Origin of the sequence: Rhodomicrobium udaipurense JA643, assembly GCF_000636015.1 — a bacterium.
Classification (GTDB): domain Bacteria; phylum Pseudomonadota; class Alphaproteobacteria; order Rhizobiales; family Rhodomicrobiaceae; genus Rhodomicrobium; species Rhodomicrobium udaipurense.
Genome location: NZ_JFZJ01000071.1, coordinates 1 through 16,980, shown reverse-complemented (window position 1 = coordinate 16,980; position 16,980 = coordinate 1). Strand labels below are relative to the sequence as shown.

Here is a 16,980-nt window from a genome sequence, read left to right as displayed (position 1 = left end):
TAAGTCAGGCCGCCGGGCTCGCCTATCCCGTCCGCAAGGGCATTCCTGTCATGCTGCCGGAAGAAGCGCGCAAGCTCCACGCCTGAAGCGGACAACACGTTGCAACAAACAGCGGACGCCTGTAGCGATGGCGCCCGCTTAGCTAAGCCCTCGCGGGTTCGGCTGTAGCCTTGCGCTGGGAACTCGCCCGTCCATTCAGACTGAGCTCCACGCCCGTTGAGCTTGCCGCATTTCATGCAACGCTCGGGCCTGTAGTCCTTACCGCGCAGAGCCGCCGCGCCTTGTCATCGGCCACCGCGAAACACTCTCGCAGGCCCTCAGCCGCGAGAGTTCGACTGGCGCTTTGCGGCCTCGCCAGGGCACACATGCCACGCTCACGTCACAGATTTGCGACACGTCGCGCGGCAGCACGCCGCATCCCCGTCGCTCACGATCCGGCTTTCGGCCCGGTCTCGATCGTCGCCTTCAATCCGCCGAGCGCCGCCGATGCGTCGAGCGCCGCCGATGCGTCGAGCGAGAGCCGCCAGCCATAGGCGTCCAGCACATCCTGCACGATGGCGAGGCCTAATCCCGTGCCACGCTCGCGCTCATCGAGGCGGATACCGCGCTCCATCACCAAATCTCGCAGTTCCGGCGCGATCCCTGCGCCATCGTCTTCAACAGTAATCCGCAGACCCGCGCCGTCATCGTCGGCGGCGGCCGAAACGAGCACGCGCGTCGAAGCGTGCCGCGCCGCGTTCTCCAGCAAATTGCCGAGCACTTCGGCGAGGTCGGTCCGGTCCATGGGAATCGCGAACTCGGGCGGCTGGCGCGTTTCGAAAACGACGCGCGCGCCTTCGGACGTTCGACCGAGCGTCGCGATCAGCGACGCAAGCAACGGCGCGAGCGGTGTCGGGCGGCCCACGCTGCGCCCGCCGACGCCACGCACGCGAGCCCGCGCCAACTCGCGATCCACATGCCGGCCCATCGCGGCCACCACGCCTTCGATATCGTCTGCGATCTGCTTTTCGCCCTGCCCTCGCAAGCGGCGTGCATCCGCCGAAAGGGCGGCGAGCGGCGTCTTGAGGCCATGCGCTAGGTCGGCAGCGCGCCCGCGCGAGCGCTCGATCTCGCACATCTGACTATCGATCAGCGCGTTCATTTCCTCGACAAGCGGATGCACTTCCGAAGGCACCGCCGTGGGCAGGTTCACGATGCGGCCCGCGCGGATGTCGGCCACGCCCCGGCGCAGCCTGTCGAGAGGGCGAAGGCCGAGGCTAACCTGAAGAATGGTTGCACCCGTCAGAACCGCGCCGAGGATCGCAAGCGCGATAGCTAGATCGCGCGTGAAGGCCGCAGAAGCCTTCGAAACTCCGGCCAGGCTCGCCGCAACCGCAACCCGCACCGGCGTCTTGCGGTCGCCCACGGTGAGAACAACGCTTCGCTCAGCCGCGAGCACCTCATCGCGCCCCGGCCCGCGCAAGACATGCCGATGTTCCTCGCCCGGCGAAATGGCATCGGCCGCGATCGGCAGCGTCGCATCCCAGAGAGAGCGCGAGCGCAGAAGCTGGTCGCGATCGTTGCTGACCTGCCAGTAAAGGCCCGACAGCGGCACCTCGAAGCGCGGATCGCCCGGCTTTCTCGTCAGCACGAGCGTGCCGTCGGCGTTCACGTCGAGCGCCGCAAGGATCTGGCTAAGATGCAGGTTGAGATCGTCGGCGATGGTGCGCGCGACATGGCGCTCGAAAAGATGCACGAGCCCGCCACCCGCGACGGTCAGCGCGAGGAGAATCGCCGCTATCCCGCCCACGATCAGCCGCAGCCGAAGCGACGACAGCGTCATGACCCCGGTTCTTCGATGATGTAGCCGAAGCCGCGCCGCGTCCCGATCACGGGCACGCCGAGCTTGCGCCGCACGCGCCCCATCAGCACCTCAAGTGCATTGGAATCGTGATCCTCGTCGTGGCCGTACACGGCTTCCTCAAGCTCATGCTGCGGCACGACGCGACCGCGATGCAGCACAAGATAGGCGACGACGCGATATTCCAGCGCCGACAGCGCCACGGGTACGCCGCGCACGCTCACGCGCATCTGACGGTCGTCGACTGTCACATCGCCGATGCTGACGAGCGAGGACGCGGCACCTGCCGAGCGGCGAATGATCGCGCGCAGCCGCGAGAGAAGCTCCTCCATATGGAAGGGCTTCGGCAGATAGTCGTCGGCGCCCGCGTCGATGCCGTCGACACGTTCCGCCCAGCTTCCGCGCGCGGTGAGGATGAGAACCGGCATGCGACGGTCGGCGGCGCGCCAGCGCTTCAGCACGGACAACCCGTCCATGCGCGGCAGGCCGAGATCGAGAATGACGGCGGCGTAGTCTTCGGTATCGCCGCGAAACCAGGCGTCTTCGCCCTCGCCCGCCGTTTCCACCACATAGCCGCTCGCCTGAAGCGCACGCTCCACATCGTCGGCGATCCGCCTGTCATCCTCGACAAGAAGCACGCGCATCTACTTTTCCTTGATCTTCGCGATTTCGGCGGTCTTCGCATCGACATAGACCTCGAAAATCCGGCCCGCCTTGTCCACGGTGCGAAACTCATAATACCACACGCCGTGCTTGCGCTCGATCTCGATGCCAACCACCTCGCCCGGCAGCCGGTCCCTCACCGAGCCGAGGATGTCGGCGAGTTGCCTGATGTCCTTCTTTTCGACGGCTTCCAGCGCCGCGTCGTGATCGTCATCAGAATGCGCGTGCGTCAGCACCGGCGCGGCGAACGCGACCATGGCGACGAAAAGAAACCGAAGCGGCGACATCAATGTGATCCTTCCGGCGTTATTCCATCGCATCCGCCCGCTGACAAAACGCTGACATCGGCCAACAGGCTGCCGTCACCGCCACTCTGCCATTGATTGTCCATCGGCGGGGCTATCGTGCCCTGCTGCAATCGAATCCGGAGTTTTGAGATGCGGAAATTTTCCCTTGTTTTGTCTGCCCTTGCCGTTTGCGCCGCAGCGACCGCCGCAAATGCGAGCGACCCGTCCCGCCCCTGCACGACTGCGCCGGAAAGCCAATGGCTCAAGATCGCCGATCTTCAGGCGAAGGTCGAGGAGCAGGGCTACAAGGTGCGCAAGGCCAAGCTGAAGAAGGCGTGCGGCGAACTTTACGCCGTCGACAAGTCCGGCGAGCGCATCGAGCTGTTCGTCGATCCGACGAATGCGAAGATCGTCGAGACGAAGAAGGACGAAGACTGATGACCATCGCCCAACAGGCGATCGAAGCCGGCGGCGTGACGCCGCCGGCAACGGTCAAGGTGTGGGATCCTTTCGTGCGGGTCTTCCACTGGTCGCTCGTCGGCCTGTTCATCGCGGCTTTTGCGACCGGCGACGAGGTCGAGCGCGTGCACATCATGGTGGGTTATGCCATCGCGGCGCTCGTGGGCCTGCGCATCGTCTGGGGCTTCATCGGCACGAGACACGCGCGCTTCAGCGACTTCGTTAAGTCGCCCGGGACGGTCGTCGCCTATCTGAAGGGCGCGACATCCTTCAAGGGGCAGCGCTACCTCGGCCATAATCCGGCGGGCGGCATCATGATCCTCCTGCTGCTCGCAACGCTCATCGGCACCTGCACCACGGGCTACATGATGACGACGAGATCGGGCTGGGGCTCGCACGAGTTGGAGGAAGTGCACGAGGCATTCGCCAACGGCATGCTGGTGCTGATCGGTCTCCATATCGTCGGCGTCATCTGGGCGAGCGTCGAGCATGGCGAAAACCTCGCCCGCGCGATGATTACCGGGCGCAAGAAAACCGGCACCGACACATCGCACGCGTAGCGTTTCGCGCCGGTCAATGCCTTGTCCATTTGCCGCTCGGGTTGTCTCAGCCTGAGCGGCTTCGCTTTGATAAATCTACCGCGACGCGTTCGCGACCTGTATCCGCTGGCGGAAGGTCGCCAGGCGCGACTTGAGCGAAAGCACGTGACGCCAGGCATCCTCCACCCGCGCGCGCGGCAACCGACCTGCAACCACTGCCTCCTCCACCGCTTCATAAACGGTCTCGTCGAGGTCTTGCGGCACGTCCGGCGTTGCGCGCACGAGCACGAGATCCGCGCCCGCGATCAGCGCAGATACGACAACTCCACCCTGATGCAACGGCGCGCCGCTGTTGCCGAGGTCGAGGTCGACGATGATCGCTCCCCCGAATGCCATGTCGCGTCGGAGCCTGCTCTCGCCGGGTCGCGACGGCTGGGACACACTCGTCACGGCGGCCGCAATAGGCTGCTCGCTCGCCTTTACGCGCAGGATTGCGGCGTCCGCCGCGTCGGCTCTGGCGACAGCCCGCAACATGGCCGTGCTGGCGCGCTCCCGCCGCAGCGATGCCGCCCGACGCGCGCTGAACGCCTCCGCACGAAGCGCCGTGAGAACCGCCCGGTCATGGTGACCGCGCGTGAACGCGGCCGCGAACGCCCTGGCGCGCGGCTCAGCCGTGGCGAAGCACGGTGCGGAAAAATCCGCGCGCTTGTCGCCGCAAGCGCCGAGCGCCGGCCCGATATTGAGGGTGATGCCGAGCGAAGACATCTCCGCCGCCATTTCACGGTAAAGCGCGCGCGCTTCGCCGAAGCTGCGGCTTTGCCCGACATTCTTCGCGGAGGGATAGAAGGCGAAGCCCTTCTCCTCGCCGAGCGCGGATTCGGGGCCGCCTTCCTGATCCACCGCGACGAGGGCGGGCGCGGCCCCGTTGTTATCTCCCAGATAATGAAGCAACTCGCGAAGCTGCGCGGACGATGAAATGTTGCTCGTGGCCACAACTACGCCCGCGAGACGACCGGCAGCCAGCGCCGCATGAACGCGGACGACATCCGGATCGCTAGCACGCCGCCCGGAGAAGCCGGAGAGAAGCAGTTGACCCGTCATCGCGCGCAGCGAGGGAGGCGCACTCGCCGCCGAGGCTTTCGCCGCATCGCCCTTCGGCGCGCCGACCTTGGTCACGCTGACCTTCGCCACGTCGGTTTTCGGCGCCGGGCCGATAACCCGCGAAGTCTGCATCACCACGGGCTTCGCCGCGGGCGGCAGGCGTCCGCTTTCGTTCGTGGGGCGTGTGGCGCTCGCGACCGGGGCATTCGGCTTAGGCGGAGCATTGGGCTTCGGAGCGCTCGCCGGGGCCGGTGTCGCAGTCTTCGGCTTCGGCGGGAGAGGCGGCTTTTGCGGCGATGCGACGGGCGGCTTCTCGACCGTCGTCACGCATTCACCCCCGCTATATTGCAGGGCGCGGGCGCGGCACTCGGCGGGTGTGGGACGAAGACGACGCGTCGTCGCTGTTCCGGGGAAGGCGTCTTCCACATCATTGACGAAGACGACGGCGTCGGAACGGGCAGCGAACGGCAGCGGGATGGGCGCTGCGGCGGCCGCCCCGGAAAGACCAAAAACGCCAAGCGCGACAAGCCTTGATCGCACCGAACCCCCCAACACCATACCAGACCGATTTTCAGCCTGTCGGAGGATATTGCATGGATGGGTTGCGTTCCAGCACGCGGGACGCGAGATCCCTACTTCTTTTGCCGTAGATGCCTTTTGGTTTCGCTCGAAAAAAAGAACGCGAATGTGCGCGCGGCATTTCCTGGCGGGCGCGCTCGCGAGCTGACCGGCGCCGACACGGGAACAGCTAACTTATTGCTTTCATGTATATTTCCAATCCTCAGGCTGATGGTGGCGCCACTCTGCGGAATGCCTGGATCGCAAGGCTCTACCGCGCGGGCGCAGTCGGGCGATCACCGTGAGCGCTCCGGCGACAGAATCCGCGCCCCGAGACACGCTGTCTCACCGCCCCGTTGTCCCTCCTTTTCGCGGCCATGCGCCATGAGACCGACACCATCGCGGTGGCAATGACGTCTCGAACGGGAACGGGAACGCTTCAGTTGAATGTGCAGCAGGGGTTGTGGTGGGCGGGCCACAAGGCGGGGAAAAACGAAAAGTTCTCCCCTATATCGGCCCGCACTGCCTTGCGTTTTGCACGTTTGGCCTTTGTTATCGGCGGCTTAAAGACGGGGTAGTGGTAATGGCGCTCAATTTGCAACGCAGCGCGGGCGTGCCCAGACGGTGATGGGCAATCCGCATATGGATCAAGAGACGCTGCAAGCGCTGATCAAAGTCTACAGGACTCGCGCGAGTGGCGACCTCCTCTCGATCATCATGGACGAAGCCGAGGGGCAAGAGGGACAAGTGGCGGTTCTCGAACTGCTGCGCGCGCTTCCGCAAGACACATTGACGAGCGAGCCTTTCGCCGCCGTCAGACGCAAAGCCTGCCGTTTCAGCCTGAATGCGGAGGATTTCGACTTGGCTGAAACGCTCGCCCGCTGTTCCGACCATCCGGAGGAGCAGGCGCTGAGGGCGCGCGCCTTGTTCGCGCTCAACCGCGAGCAGGAGGCACAGGCGCTCTATCGGCAGGCCGTGCAGCAGGACACAACCATCCGCAACCGCGATCTGGAGCGCTTGCTCGGCATTCGGCCGGGCAGCCCGATCATCGCCACGCCCGCCAAGGTCATCTCGCTGAACACCTATTCCCTGCGCCGGGAAGCGAAGGCCGAGCAGGAGCGGCGCGACGTTTTCTCCGATGTCTTCCTCGACGATTTCGACGACGTCGCCTTCACCTTCGGCGACGTGGCCGGTCTCGACGATGTCAAGATGGAAGTCCGCCGCCGCATCGTACTGCCATATCTGAAGCCGAGCATTTTCGAGCGCTACAAGCAGAAGGCCGGGGGCAACATCCTGCTTTACGGCCCTCCCGGCTGCGGCAAGACGCTGGTCGCGCGTGCCACCGCGGGCGAAAGCGACGCGCGCTTCCTGTCCGTGAACCCGGAAGATCTCATCGACAAATATCCGGGTGAGGCGGAAAAGCGGCTGCGCGTGCTGTTCGACGAAGCGCGCTCGGACACGCCGGCCATTCTCTTCTTCGACGAATTCGACGTCGTCTCTCAGCGCGCGAAGTCTTCCCGCGAAAGCGTCAGCGCACTCGTTTCCGCCTTCGCATCGGAAATCGACGGGACTCAGCGCAACAACAGTGGCGTTTTGGTCATCGTCGCATCGAATGCGCCGTGGCACCTCGACCGCGCGCTGTTCCGCTCGATGCGGATGCAGAGCCTGTTTTTCGTCCCGCCGCCCGACTACGAAGCCCGAAAGAAAATACTGACCAAGGCGATCGCGGGCATACCCGGAGCGGAGACGGTCTCAGCGGACCGTATCGCCCGGAAGACGGACGGATTTTCGGGTGCCGACCTGCGAGCGCTTGCCGACCTCGTCAGTAACGCCTCGTTAACCAAGGCGTTATCGGGTTCGGGCGAAGGAGCGCTCACGACGGCCGCCTTCGAGGACGCGCTGAGACATTTCGCGCCTTCGACCCTTCCGTGGCTTTCCCAGGCGCGCGATGAGCTGAAACCGCTTCAGCGTCATGACGTGCTGTCGCGGCTGTTCATCCCGCTTGGCAGGATTTGATTTAAAGCTTTTAAGACACGGTTCCGGGATGGTTACCCTTTAGACGCTCCTGTTGCCCAAACAGCACGGGATGGGGCGTTCCTGCCCCGTTTAGGCCATAAACAGGAACCACATTGTTCTAAGTCGAAACCGAAAGCAATTCGACCTTGTTCTTGTAGAAGAGGCTTAGAGTTTGTCGAAGTTGCCGTCTGTTATGCGTATGCGGTGCTTCCCTCCCGATAAATAACAGACTTTCCGAAGCGCCGGTTATTGCCGGTGAGAGGATGGTTGCCGTGACCGCTCGCACATTCAACGCCATGACACCCCCAAACATGCAATTCGCCGCGACAACGCTCGCGTCCTCTCATCAGGGCATAGCGTTCTGCACGGCTACCGGAACCTGGGGTTCCGACGATGGAGAATCGTGGTCGGCGATTGCTGCGGGAGGCTTGATGTCGTGGAGAAAAACCGCCTGCCGTCATTATGCCGGGACTTTGCCTAAAAACGACTACAACTTCCGGGTACCCAAGATACACGTGCAGCGTGCGACGCGAGCACGGGATCACTTTGTCGGGCGTCGAGGCGCCTCGGTTGAAAACATTTGCCATGAAGATCTCTAAAGTAATGCGCGCTCTCAGGGTGTTATCCATTCCATTGCTGTTTTGCGGCGTCGCCATCGGCATGGTCGCCTTGCAGACTGGCTTGCAGCCCAGACGCGGCGCCACGGTGACACCCGCGCCGGCATCGGCTTCGCTCGCGCCGTTCCCCGGAGCGCAAGCTGCGACTGCATTTCCGCAGACCAAATATGGCGACCTCGCCGCCGCCGCCGACAAGGGCGACCTTGCCGCACGCGTCGAACTCGGCCGGCGCTTCGCAAGCGGAAACGGCGTCAAGAAGAGCGAGAGCCGCGCCGCCGAGTATTTTCAGGGCATTATCGCCGAATTCAGCGAAACCGGCTCGCGCGATGCACGTGCACCGCTCATCGCCTCGGCCTTCCTCCAGATGGCGCGGCTTTATAAACAGGGCATAGCCGAAGCAGATGTCGATCCCGATCCGGCCTATGCCTTCAGCCTCGTGCACCATGCCGCAAGCTATCTCGCTGATCCCGCTGCCCAGTTCGAGCTGGCAAGGCTTCTCACCGAAGGGGAAGGCGTCACCAAGAACACGCGTGCCGCCGCTCAATGGCTTCTGTCTGCGAGCCGCAAGGGCTATGCGCCCGCTCAGGCGACGCTTGGCGAGATCCTCTGGAAGGGCCGAGATGGCGTGAAGCGCGTGCCCGGCGATGGATTGGGATTGCTGGCGATCGCGCACCGCAACGCCTCGAACGAAGACAAGGCTTGGGTGGGTCGGATCTTTGAAAGCGCACGCGCCGAAGCTGCGCCGAGCGAGATTCTCGAAGCGAACGCTTTCATCGTGCAGGAGGCGAGCGCCGCGCGTTTCCCGGTGTCGAGCGATATCCTGATCAACGGTGGCACGCGCGATGAGGCGTCGGCCGCTACCGCGCCGGTCGCGCCTTCGGCCATTACGCCTATGACACAGCAATCGCTCACGGCACCGCTGGTCGGCACGCCGATCAAGGGTACGTCGAAAGCGCTGACCGAGCTTGACGCCACGCCGATGTCCGTTTCCGAAGAGGGCACCCCGCATTATAGCGTCGATCAGAAGGAAAGCGGGTCTGCCGGTATTATCGAGATGTACCGTGCACGCACGACGGATGCTCGCAGCGACTTGCCATCCAGCGTCAAATTGGCGGGCGTGGACGAGTAGAGCAGATCCGCGAATAAAGCGCATCGCCGGGTTCCGATTGGCGAACCGGCCATGCGAACTAAGACTTCGGCCGACGTCTTGAACGCCGCGCCGCGCGCCCGCCACCACTTTCGATGCGCTGCGGATTATCGAAATAGCCCGCCCACGGATCGGACTTCAACGCCGCGAGCCGTCGACCCATCGTTTCGACCGTAAACCTTTGCGGCGTCAGCACCGGGCCGAGTTCGTCCCAACCGAGCGGCGTTGCCACGGGCGCGCCCTCGCGCGCTCGCGTGGAATAGGGTGCGATGGCCGTCGAGCCGCGCCCGTTGCGGAGATAATCGACATATATTTTCCCCTCGCGCGCTTTTTTCGCCATGGTCGAAACGAAGCGCTGCGGCGCATCCCGCTCCATCGTCTGCGCAAGGCCCTGAGCGAAGGTCTTCACCTCGTCCCAGCCGAGATCCGGCACCAGCGGCGACACTACATGCAGCCCGTTGCCTCCCGTCGTCTTCACCCACGACTCGATGCCGAGATCGCCGAGCCGCCGCCGAACCTCGCGCGCGCCATCCATGACCGCCTCGAAGCCGACGCCATCGCCCGGATCGAGATCGAAAATCAGCGTGTCGGGGCGCTCAAGGTCGTCGATGCGCGCGCCCCAGGGATGGATTTCGAGCACGTTCGACTGCACGAGATTGATAAGGCCGCGCAGGTCGTGGATGACGAGCGCCTCCGTGTCGCCGTCCTTGTCGGCGAGGGGGACCACCTCGACGGCGTCGGTGAGCCCCGCGAATGATCGCTTCTGATAGAAGCAATCGCCGCCTTGGCCGCTCGGGCAGCGGACAAGCGCCAGCGGGCGGCCAGTGATGAACGGCAGAATGTGGTTCGCGACCTCCGCGTAATAGTCGGCGAGGCCGAGCTTCGTCAGCCCCTGCCCCTCCCACAGGATGCGGTCGGGATGGGTGAGCCGGATGCCTTCGAAGTCGATGGTGCCGCCCTTCCCGGGCGTCGCACGGGCGCGCGCAGGCGCGGTGCGGTCGCGGGCGGCAGCCTCGGGGCCTGTCTGTTGACGCGGCATTTCGAACAAAACCTCCGTTGCGGGCTTGTCCTCGCGCAAGCCCTTGAATGCGGCGTGGCGCAGGTGCCGGTCGCCCGTCCAGCCCCGAAACTCGACCTCGGCGACGAGCTTCGGCTCGACATAAACAAGCCCGCGCTTTTCTTCTGACGACAACGCATTGGCGAAGGGCGAGGTTGCACGCCGCAGCGGCTGAAGCTGCTTGAACAGCGCCTTCGCGGTCGCCTGCGTGAAGCCGGTCCCGGCGCGGCCCACATGCAGCAGCGCCCCGCCATCGAAAGCGCCGAGCGCAAGGCTGCCGATCGCGCCGTGCATCGCGGTCGATGGTGCGTAACCTCCAACGACAAATTCCTGACGGTTCGTGCATTTCGTCTTGAGCCATGCGCCGTGCCGGCCGGAGCGGTAAGGCGCGTCGAGGCGCTTCGACACGATGCCTTCGAGGCCGAGGCGGCAGGCGTTTTCGACCATCGCGGGGCCGTGGCCGATGACGTGGTCAGAATAGCGAAGCGTCGGCGCTGCGGTGGCTTCGATCAGCGGCGCAAGTGCGGCCTTGCGTGATTCGAGGCTCGCCGCCCTCAGGTCGTATCCGTCGAGATAGAGAAGGTCGAATGCGAAGAAGACGATTTCGGCAGCGCTTTTGCGCGTGGATAACGCCTCTTGCAGCGCCGAGAAGCTCGACACGCCCGTGTTATCCTCGACCACGGCCTCACCGTCCACGATTGCCGACGCGGCGGGGAAGGCGGCGAACGCCCGGGCGATTGCGGGGAAACGCTCCGTCCAGTCGAGGCCGCTGCGCGTCATGAGGCGCACGCGTCCGCTCTCGATCAGCGCCATAAGGCGATAGCCGTCGAACTTGATTTCGTGGAGCCAGTTATCGCCGTCGGGTGCGCGCTCGCAAAGCTGCGCGAGGCATGGCGCGACGAAGCCGGGGAACGGCGCTTTTACCGCGCCTGCGACGGCTTTCGCAGCGCCGGCGGGTGCCTTGGTTGCCACAGCGACGCGGGCGGGCGACTTCGCGCGTGGCGGTGCAGCGGCGGGGTTGGCATCCGGCGCTATGGATGCTGCACCGCCGCTCGCATTTTGCCGCGACTTGGCCTTCGCCCTATCCTTGTCCGACGCGCGGCGGTCGGCGCGGATGGCTCCCGCCGCGCCCGTGGCATCCGCCAGCGTGCGACGCCGCTTGCGCTTCGGCAGCGCTTCCGCATCCTCCGCGTCCTCCGCAGGCGAAAGCTCCCCCTTAACAAGCCCCGCCTTGCCGGACCACACCGCTTCGCCGTCGCGCGCGATTTCGTCGATGCTGCGTCCTGTCGCGACCGAATCAGGCGCGCCTTCGAGGATGTCGCCATCGGCCTCAGCGCGCGCATATTCGTCGTCGGACTTGAACAAAAGCCACTGCTGGTCCTTCTCGCCCAGCCTTGGCTTGATGTGGATGAGGTGCCAGCGGCCTTTGAGTTTTTCGCCGTGTAGCGTGAACGCGAGATGCCCTTTCGCGTAGCCCTTCGCGGGATCGCCTTCCGGCTCCCACGTGCCGCGATCCCAGATCATCACCGTGCCGCCGCCATACTCGCCCGGCGGGATAATGCCCTCGAAATCGCCATAGTCGAGCGGGTGGTCCTCGACATGCACGGCAAGCCGCTTTTCGGCGGGATCGAGGCTCGGCCCTTTCGTCACCGCCCAGCTTTTGTAGACGCCGTCGAGTTCAAGGCGCAGGTCGTAATGCAGCCGCCGCGCCGCGTGCTTCTGGATGACGAAGCGCAGCGCAGGGGCCTTCGCCCCTTGCTTCGTGCCGGATGGCTCAGGCGTTTTCGTAAAGTCGCGCTTTTGACGGTAGCGCGTGAGGTCGCCCTTCGCGGAAACGTCCGGCGCGCCGCGCTTTGATTTTGCCGGTTCTGAAGCGGCGGCCTTCGGCATCAGTGTATGCCCGCCCTCTTTCGTTCAGGCTTGGAACGCGGCGGCGGCGGGACGGCGGCGGCCTTCGCCTTGGCCGCACGCGGCTTACGCTCCGGCTCGGCCCGCGCTTCAGCTGAGGCGCGCGGCGCAGGTTTCGCGGCGGATTTCTTCGTCCTCGGTTCCTCGCCGGAAGCAGGCTCGGCCGCAACTTTCGTTCCCTTGTCGGCGGCGACCGATTTCCTGAGCGCTTCCATGAGGTTGATGACGTTCGTCGGCTGCGCGGGCCGGGTCGCCTCGATCGGGCGGCCCGCCTGCTTCGCCTTGATCATCTCCGCCAGCGCGCTCTCGTAGCGGTCGTCGAAGGCCGCAATGTCGAAATGCCCGCGCTTCGTACCGATGATGTGCTTCGCCAGATCCAGCATTTCGCCGGGAATCTTGATCTCGGGGATGTCCTCGAAATAAGCTTCGTCGCTGCGCACCTCGTAATTGTAGTGCAGCGATGTCGCAACGATGCCCTTATCGCGCGGCTCCAGCATGAAAAGCCGTTCGCGCCGGTTGATGACCGCTCGCCCCAGCCCCGCCACGCCCTCCGCCGCCATGGCATCGCGGATCACGGCAAACGCTTCCTCCGCTACCTTGTCGTTCGGCGCGAGATAATAAGGGCTGTCGAGATAAACCGGGTCAATCTCGGATTTCGGCACGAAGCGCTCGATCTCGATGGTGTGCGAGCTTTCGATCTCCACCGTGTCGAGGTCGTCGTCCTCGATAAACAGGTAATCGTTCTTCGCCACCTGATAGCCGCGCACGCGCTCCTCGCGCTCAACCGGCTCGTTCGTGTCCGAATCGACCATGAGCTGTTTCAGCCGGTTGCCCGTCGCGCGGTTCAGCCAGTTGAAAGAAATGCGCTCCGAGCTTGAAGTCGCGGGATAGAGCGCGACCGAACACGAGACGAGCGAAAGCTTGAGATAGCCTTTCCAGTAAGGGCGCGGGGCCATACGCGGAACTCCGAAGGCTTGGGGAGCGTGAGTATTCGATGCCGGGTGGCACGTCTCACGGTGGATGAAAACGCCGCGCGCATTCAAGAAGTTCCGTTTCAGCTCGCGTTCAAGGCGTTAGTTTCAAGAACAAAAGAAGATCGTTGAAGCATTTCGACGCTCGAATCTGCGATAATGTACGCAACAGCCCGCGAGGGTGCGCCAGATGAAGCACCACGCGGGTTCGCGTGTTGTCAGCAAGAAGCCAACAAGGGAGAGATGCCATGCCGCTGCCCGTCGATCCGATTGCCGGGAAAGTCATTCTGTTGACAGGCGCCAACCGGGGCATCGGCCTCGCCACGGCGAAGGAACTCAAAGCGCGCGGCGCGACGGTCGTGGCGGGGGTGCGCCAACCATCGAAAATGGCGCCGCTCGAAGGGGTTATCGTGCTTCCGCTCGACGTGGCGAACGCCGAAAGCTGCCGCGCCTTCGTGGATAGCGTCGAGAAGCGCGAAGGGCGGATCGACGGCCTCATCAACAACGCCGCGATCCTGCTTAACCCGAAAACGCCCGTGCTCGACATGGCCGAAAGCGACCTCCTGAGCACGCTCGAAGTCGATCTCGGCGGCCCCATCCGCATGTGCCAACTCGTCGTGCCGCGCATGCTGGCGAAAGGGTCCGGGCGCATCGTGAACGTCTCGTCGGGCCTCGGCGCGATCTCGGACATGGCGGGCGGCTACGCGGCCTATCGCATGGCAAAACTCGCGCTGAACGGCTTCACGAAGATCCTCGCCGCCGAACTCGGTCCGAACAGCCCCGTGAAGGTGAACAGCCTTTGCCCCGGCTGGGTGCGCACCGATATGGGCGGCGCGGAGGCGAACCGCGATCCATCCGAGCCGGCGCGGGAAATCGCGGACCTTGTTGCGATCTCGGCGGACGGGCCTACGGGCGGCTTCTTCCGGCGCGGCGAACCCGCCGACTGGTAGGCCATGCGGCGGGTCTAGCCGAACGCGCCGCAGGCCACCGCCGGTCCGGTGACGACGGGCGGCTCGGTTTCGCGCGCGCTCGCCCTTTCGGCGACACGGGCATACCAGTCGAGAATATGCGGCGACTCCTCCAGCATGGCCGCGCTTTCCGGCTTCAGCCGCATGAACCACATCAGGGGAAACAGCATCATGTCGGAGAGGTTGAACGCATCGCCCGAGAGATAGCGGCTCGCCGCGAGACGCTCGTCGAGCACCGCGAAGCATTTGTGCATTTTCGGCAGAAGCGCCTCGATGGTGGCACTGTCGGGCTTGCCGTCGGGCGCGGCGAGATAGGCGCTGATATATTGCCTCGCAAGCACCGGATCGATGGTCGTCAGCACGAGCGCGATCCATTGCTCGGTGATCGCCGCGCCGCGAGCGTCGCGCGGCACGAGCGGCGGCCCGTCGAACGCGTCGTCGATATAGGTGCAGATGGCGCGGCTCTCGAACAGCACGAGGTCGCCGTGACGCGCGCAAGGCACTAGGCTGAACGGATGGATCGCGGCCACCTCTGGATCGGTCGGCCGCACCACCGTTTGCGTATAAGGCACGCCTTTTTCGCGGGCGGCCATGCAGACCGTGCGGACGAAGTTGCCCCATGGCGCGCCTATGATTTCGAGGTCTGGCTTGTCGCTTGTGGCCATGTCGATGCGTCTCTTCATGTCGGTTGTTTGAAGCGGAACAGTCCGCCTGCGTCGGAGTTCCGCTTTCGGCGGCAATCGTTTCGCGCGGCATGGTTCGGATGGGAGCTTTGAGGTAGCCTGAGGAAAAGCACTGACCGCAAAGCACGCTTGGGCGGAACAACGCGCCGCGAGGAAACCATGAGCAAAAACACCGACGCCATCGTCATCGCGTCCGTCGCGCGGACGCCCATCGGCGCGTTTCAGGGCGCGTTCGCGAGCCTCGCCGCCCCCGAACTCGGCGCCATCGCGCTTCGCGCTGGCGTTGAGCGCGCAGGGCTCGCGGCATCCGACATCGATGAGGTGCTCATGGGCTGCGTACTCGGCGCAGGCGTCGGCCAGGCACCCGCGCGGCAGGCCTCGCTACGCGCCGGGCTGCCGCTTTCGGCGGGCTGCACCACGATCAACAAGGTGTGCGGCTCGGGCCTCAAGGCGGTGATGCTCGGCCACGATGCGCTCGTTGCGGGCAGCGCGCGAGTGGTCGCTGCGGGCGGCATGGAGTCGATGACGAACGCGCCGTATCTTCTGCCGAAGGCGCGCGGCGGACAGCGCCTCGGCCACGACCGCGTTCTTGACGCAATGTTCTTCGACGGGCTGGAGGATGCTTATGGCCCTGAAACGAAGGGGCGGCTGATGGGCACTTTCGCGGAGGAATGCGCGACCGCCTACGGCTTCACGCGCGATGCGCAGGACGCTTACGCCGTAGCCTCGGCGACACGGGCGCGAGCGGCTGTGGAGGGAGGCGCATTCGATTGGGAAACGGTGCAGGTAATGGTCGAAACCCGCAATGGCGCGGCGATAGTCGAGCGCGACGAGCAGCCGGGCCGGATCGACATCGCGAAAATCCCTACGCTGAAGCCTGCCTTCCGCGAAGGTGGCACGGTGACAGCCGCCAATTCGAGTTCGATCTCTGACGGCGCGGCCGCCATCACGCTGATGCGCCGTTCGACGGCCGAAGCGAAAGGCGTCGCACCGCTGGCGACGATCCTCGGCCATACGACCTATGCCGACGAGCCGCGCCTGTTCCCGACCGCGCCGATCCATGCGATCCGGGCGCTTCTCGACAAGCTCGGCTGGGAAGCCCGCGACGTGGACCTGTACGAAATCAACGAGGCCTTCGCCGTGGTCGCCATGGCGGCGATGCGCGATCTCGGGCTTCCCCATGACAAGGTCAACATCGGTGGCGGGGCATGCGCGCTAGGCCATCCCATCGGCGCATCGGGCGCGCGCGTGCTCGTGACGCTGATCGGCGCGCTGAGGCGGACTGGCGCAAGGCGCGGCATCGCGAGCCTGTGCATCGGCGGCGGGGAAGCCGTTGCGATGGGCGTCGAACTTGCCTAAAGCGGCGCGGCTTCGCCTTGCTGGACCTTGTGCGCGATGCCGATGAACGGCGGTCGCGAAAGCGTGGTCACGGCTCTTTCTCCTTCGTGGTATAGTCGAAGGTAAAAGTATAAGCCGGAGGGAAGGAACCATGCTGCAGAAGAGCGCTCCTGTAAAACAGATACCGCTGCTTGCCATCGGTGGCGGCGTTGTCGCTGTGCTTGCCGCTATCGGCGCTTATGCCGTCGCGACCGTGTCCGAAGACTTCACGCGCATGCTCATCATAAGCTACGGTCTTGCCATCGCACTTCTCGCGGCGAGTTCCCTCGCGATGCGGCATCTGCTGCCGCAGGATCTGCGGTTTCTGGCGCTCGCCGCAGGCGTGCCTGCGGCTCAGGTGATTTCGCTTCTGATGTCGCTCGTCGCGTTTGGACCGGACGCGGTGCCGCAGGTCGCAGCCGACCTCATTGCGCTCGTCGTCGGCCTCGTCTGGCTGTTCCAACGGCCGGGACGTGCGCCGCTCCTGTTCCTGCTCGCTTATCAGGCTTTCGCGCTCGCCCTGAAAACCTACATCCTCTTTACGCAGGACTTCACGCTGAGCTTCATTCGCGGCGTGATTACAACGATCCTCGTGCAGATATTGGCGCTGTTCGTGCTTTACGACGCCTATTTGAAGATGAAGGTGCGGACCGAGCGCGCGTAAGCAGGGGGCGGCCTCAAACTGAGGTCCGTCATGCCGCCGCGCGGACCGGGCGCGCGTAGACGCCGTATCGCCGTCTGGGCTTGCGCTTCACGATGACAACGAAGCATCTTCGCAGAGCGACCTAG

14 protein-coding genes are annotated in these 16,980 nt (G+C 64.6%); 7 read left to right on the top strand and 7 right to left on the bottom strand.

Annotated features, from left to right (window positions below):
* Positions 1–427: 427 nt before the first annotated feature.
* From T281_RS11075 to T281_RS11065, 3 genes are read right to left on the bottom strand one after another with little or no spacing between them, the layout of a single operon-like run.
* The gene (locus T281_RS11075; RefSeq protein WP_037238550.1) at positions 428–1,822 is read right to left on the bottom strand and encodes a sensor histidine kinase; all 1,395 of its coding nucleotides are present in this window, start codon (positions 1,820–1,822) and stop codon (positions 428–430) included.
* Positions 1,819–2,484, bottom strand: coding sequence for a response regulator transcription factor (locus T281_RS11070; protein WP_037238546.1), 666 nt, complete (start codon positions 2,482–2,484; stop codon positions 1,819–1,821). Before T281_RS11070 ends, T281_RS11075 begins: the two co-directional genes overlap by 4 nt.
* The gene (locus T281_RS11065) at positions 2,485–2,790 is read right to left on the bottom strand and encodes a PepSY domain-containing protein (RefSeq protein WP_081796736.1); all 306 of its coding nucleotides are present in this window, start codon (positions 2,788–2,790) and stop codon (positions 2,485–2,487) included. It lies immediately after the preceding gene.
* A 150-nt stretch (positions 2,791–2,940) separates the two neighbouring features.
* Here T281_RS11065 and T281_RS11060 point away from each other — a divergent pair, with 150 nt between their 5' ends.
* A complete protein-coding gene (locus tag T281_RS11060; protein WP_037238541.1) occupies positions 2,941–3,228 on the top strand; it encodes a PepSY domain-containing protein in 288 nt (95 codons plus the stop codon).
* Positions 3,228–3,809: a cytochrome b/b6 domain-containing protein gene (locus tag T281_RS11055; protein ID WP_037238539.1), complete on the top strand. Its 582-nt coding sequence runs from the start codon at positions 3,228–3,230 to the stop codon at positions 3,807–3,809. Before T281_RS11060 ends, T281_RS11055 begins: the two co-directional genes overlap by 1 nt.
* A gap of 75 nt (positions 3,810–3,884) precedes the next feature.
* On the opposite strand, the gene T281_RS11050 is transcribed toward T281_RS11055, so the two are convergent.
* Positions 3,885–5,429, bottom strand: a complete 1,545-nt coding sequence (locus tag T281_RS11050; RefSeq protein WP_162173159.1) for a glycoside hydrolase family 3 N-terminal domain-containing protein — start codon at positions 5,427–5,429, stop codon at positions 3,885–3,887.
* Between the two features lie 660 nt (positions 5,430–6,089).
* On the opposite strand from T281_RS11050, the gene T281_RS17795 reads away from it, so the two are divergent.
* Positions 6,090–7,463 carry an ATP-binding protein gene (locus T281_RS17795; RefSeq protein WP_162173158.1) on the top strand — a complete coding sequence of 458 codons (1,374 nt, stop codon included), beginning with the start codon at positions 6,090–6,092 and terminating at the stop codon, positions 7,461–7,463.
* Between the two features lie 585 nt (positions 7,464–8,048).
* The gene (locus tag T281_RS17790; protein ID WP_162173157.1) at positions 8,049–9,209 is read left to right on the top strand and encodes a tetratricopeptide repeat protein; all 1,161 of its coding nucleotides are present in this window, start codon (positions 8,049–8,051) and stop codon (positions 9,207–9,209) included.
* Between the two features lie 58 nt (positions 9,210–9,267).
* On the opposite strand, the gene ligD is transcribed toward T281_RS17790, so the two are convergent.
* The gene (ligD, locus tag T281_RS11030) at positions 9,268–12,174 is read right to left on the bottom strand and encodes a DNA ligase D (RefSeq protein WP_037238534.1); all 2,907 of its coding nucleotides are present in this window, start codon (positions 12,172–12,174) and stop codon (positions 9,268–9,270) included.
* Positions 12,174–13,148 carry a non-homologous end joining protein Ku gene (gene ku / locus T281_RS11025; RefSeq protein ID WP_037238531.1) on the bottom strand — a complete coding sequence of 325 codons (975 nt, stop codon included), beginning with the start codon at positions 13,146–13,148 and terminating at the stop codon, positions 12,174–12,176. Before ku ends, ligD begins: the two co-directional genes overlap by 1 nt.
* 263 nt (positions 13,149–13,411) lie before the next feature.
* Between ku and T281_RS11020 the strand changes: the two genes are divergently transcribed.
* Positions 13,412–14,113 (top strand): SDR family NAD(P)-dependent oxidoreductase, encoded by a 702-nt coding sequence (locus tag T281_RS11020; RefSeq protein WP_037238528.1) that lies wholly within the window; start codon positions 13,412–13,414, stop codon positions 14,111–14,113.
* Positions 14,114–14,127: 14 nt separating this feature from the next.
* On the opposite strand, the gene T281_RS17785 is transcribed toward T281_RS11020, so the two are convergent.
* Entirely contained in the window at positions 14,128–14,814 is a 687-nt protein-coding gene (locus T281_RS17785; protein WP_052037388.1) for a glutathione S-transferase family protein, read from the bottom strand.
* Positions 14,815–14,973: 159 nt separating this feature from the next.
* Between T281_RS17785 and T281_RS11010 the strand changes: the two genes are divergently transcribed.
* Both T281_RS11010 and T281_RS11005 read left to right on the top strand, forming a co-directional pair.
* Positions 14,974–16,173: an acetyl-CoA C-acyltransferase gene (locus T281_RS11010; RefSeq protein ID WP_037238525.1), complete on the top strand. Its 1,200-nt coding sequence runs from the start codon at positions 14,974–14,976 to the stop codon at positions 16,171–16,173.
* 130 nt (positions 16,174–16,303) lie between these two features.
* The gene (locus tag T281_RS11005; protein WP_037238521.1) at positions 16,304–16,855 is read left to right on the top strand and encodes a hypothetical protein; all 552 of its coding nucleotides are present in this window, start codon (positions 16,304–16,306) and stop codon (positions 16,853–16,855) included.
* Positions 16,856–16,980: the final 125 nt, after the last annotated feature.

Bases quoted from the DNA above. Each gene is read 5' to 3' on its own strand.
- T281_RS11055 (WP_037238539.1), top strand. From the start codon at position 3,228: ATGACCATCGCCCAACAGGCGATCGAAGCCGGCGGCGTGACGCCGCCG.
- T281_RS17790 (WP_162173157.1), top strand. From the start codon at position 8,049: ATGAAGATCTCTAAAGTAATGCGCGCTCTCAGGGTGTTATCCATTCCA.
- T281_RS11005 (WP_037238521.1), top strand. From the start codon at position 16,304: ATGCTGCAGAAGAGCGCTCCTGTAAAACAGATACCGCTGCTTGCCATC.
- T281_RS11065 (WP_081796736.1), bottom strand. From the start codon at position 2,790: ATGTCGCCGCTTCGGTTTCTTTTCGTCGCCATGGTCGCGTTCGCCGCG.
- ku (WP_037238531.1), bottom strand. From the start codon at position 13,148: ATGGCCCCGCGCCCTTACTGGAAAGGCTATCTCAAGCTTTCGCTCGTC.
- T281_RS11075 (WP_037238550.1), bottom strand. From the start codon at position 1,822: ATGACGCTGTCGTCGCTTCGGCTGCGGCTGATCGTGGGCGGGATAGCG.
- T281_RS17795 (WP_162173158.1), top strand. From the start codon at position 6,090: ATGGATCAAGAGACGCTGCAAGCGCTGATCAAAGTCTACAGGACTCGC.
- T281_RS17785 (WP_052037388.1), bottom strand. From the start codon at position 14,814: ATGAAGAGACGCATCGACATGGCCACAAGCGACAAGCCAGACCTCGAA.
- T281_RS11020 (WP_037238528.1), top strand. From the start codon at position 13,412: ATGCCGCTGCCCGTCGATCCGATTGCCGGGAAAGTCATTCTGTTGACA.
- ligD (WP_037238534.1), bottom strand. From the start codon at position 12,174: ATGCCGAAGGCCGCCGCTTCAGAACCGGCAAAATCAAAGCGCGGCGCG.
- T281_RS11010 (WP_037238525.1), top strand. From the start codon at position 14,974: ATGAGCAAAAACACCGACGCCATCGTCATCGCGTCCGTCGCGCGGACG.
- T281_RS11060 (WP_037238541.1), top strand. From the start codon at position 2,941: ATGCGGAAATTTTCCCTTGTTTTGTCTGCCCTTGCCGTTTGCGCCGCA.
- T281_RS11070 (WP_037238546.1), bottom strand. From the start codon at position 2,484: ATGCGCGTGCTTCTTGTCGAGGATGACAGGCGGATCGCCGACGATGTG.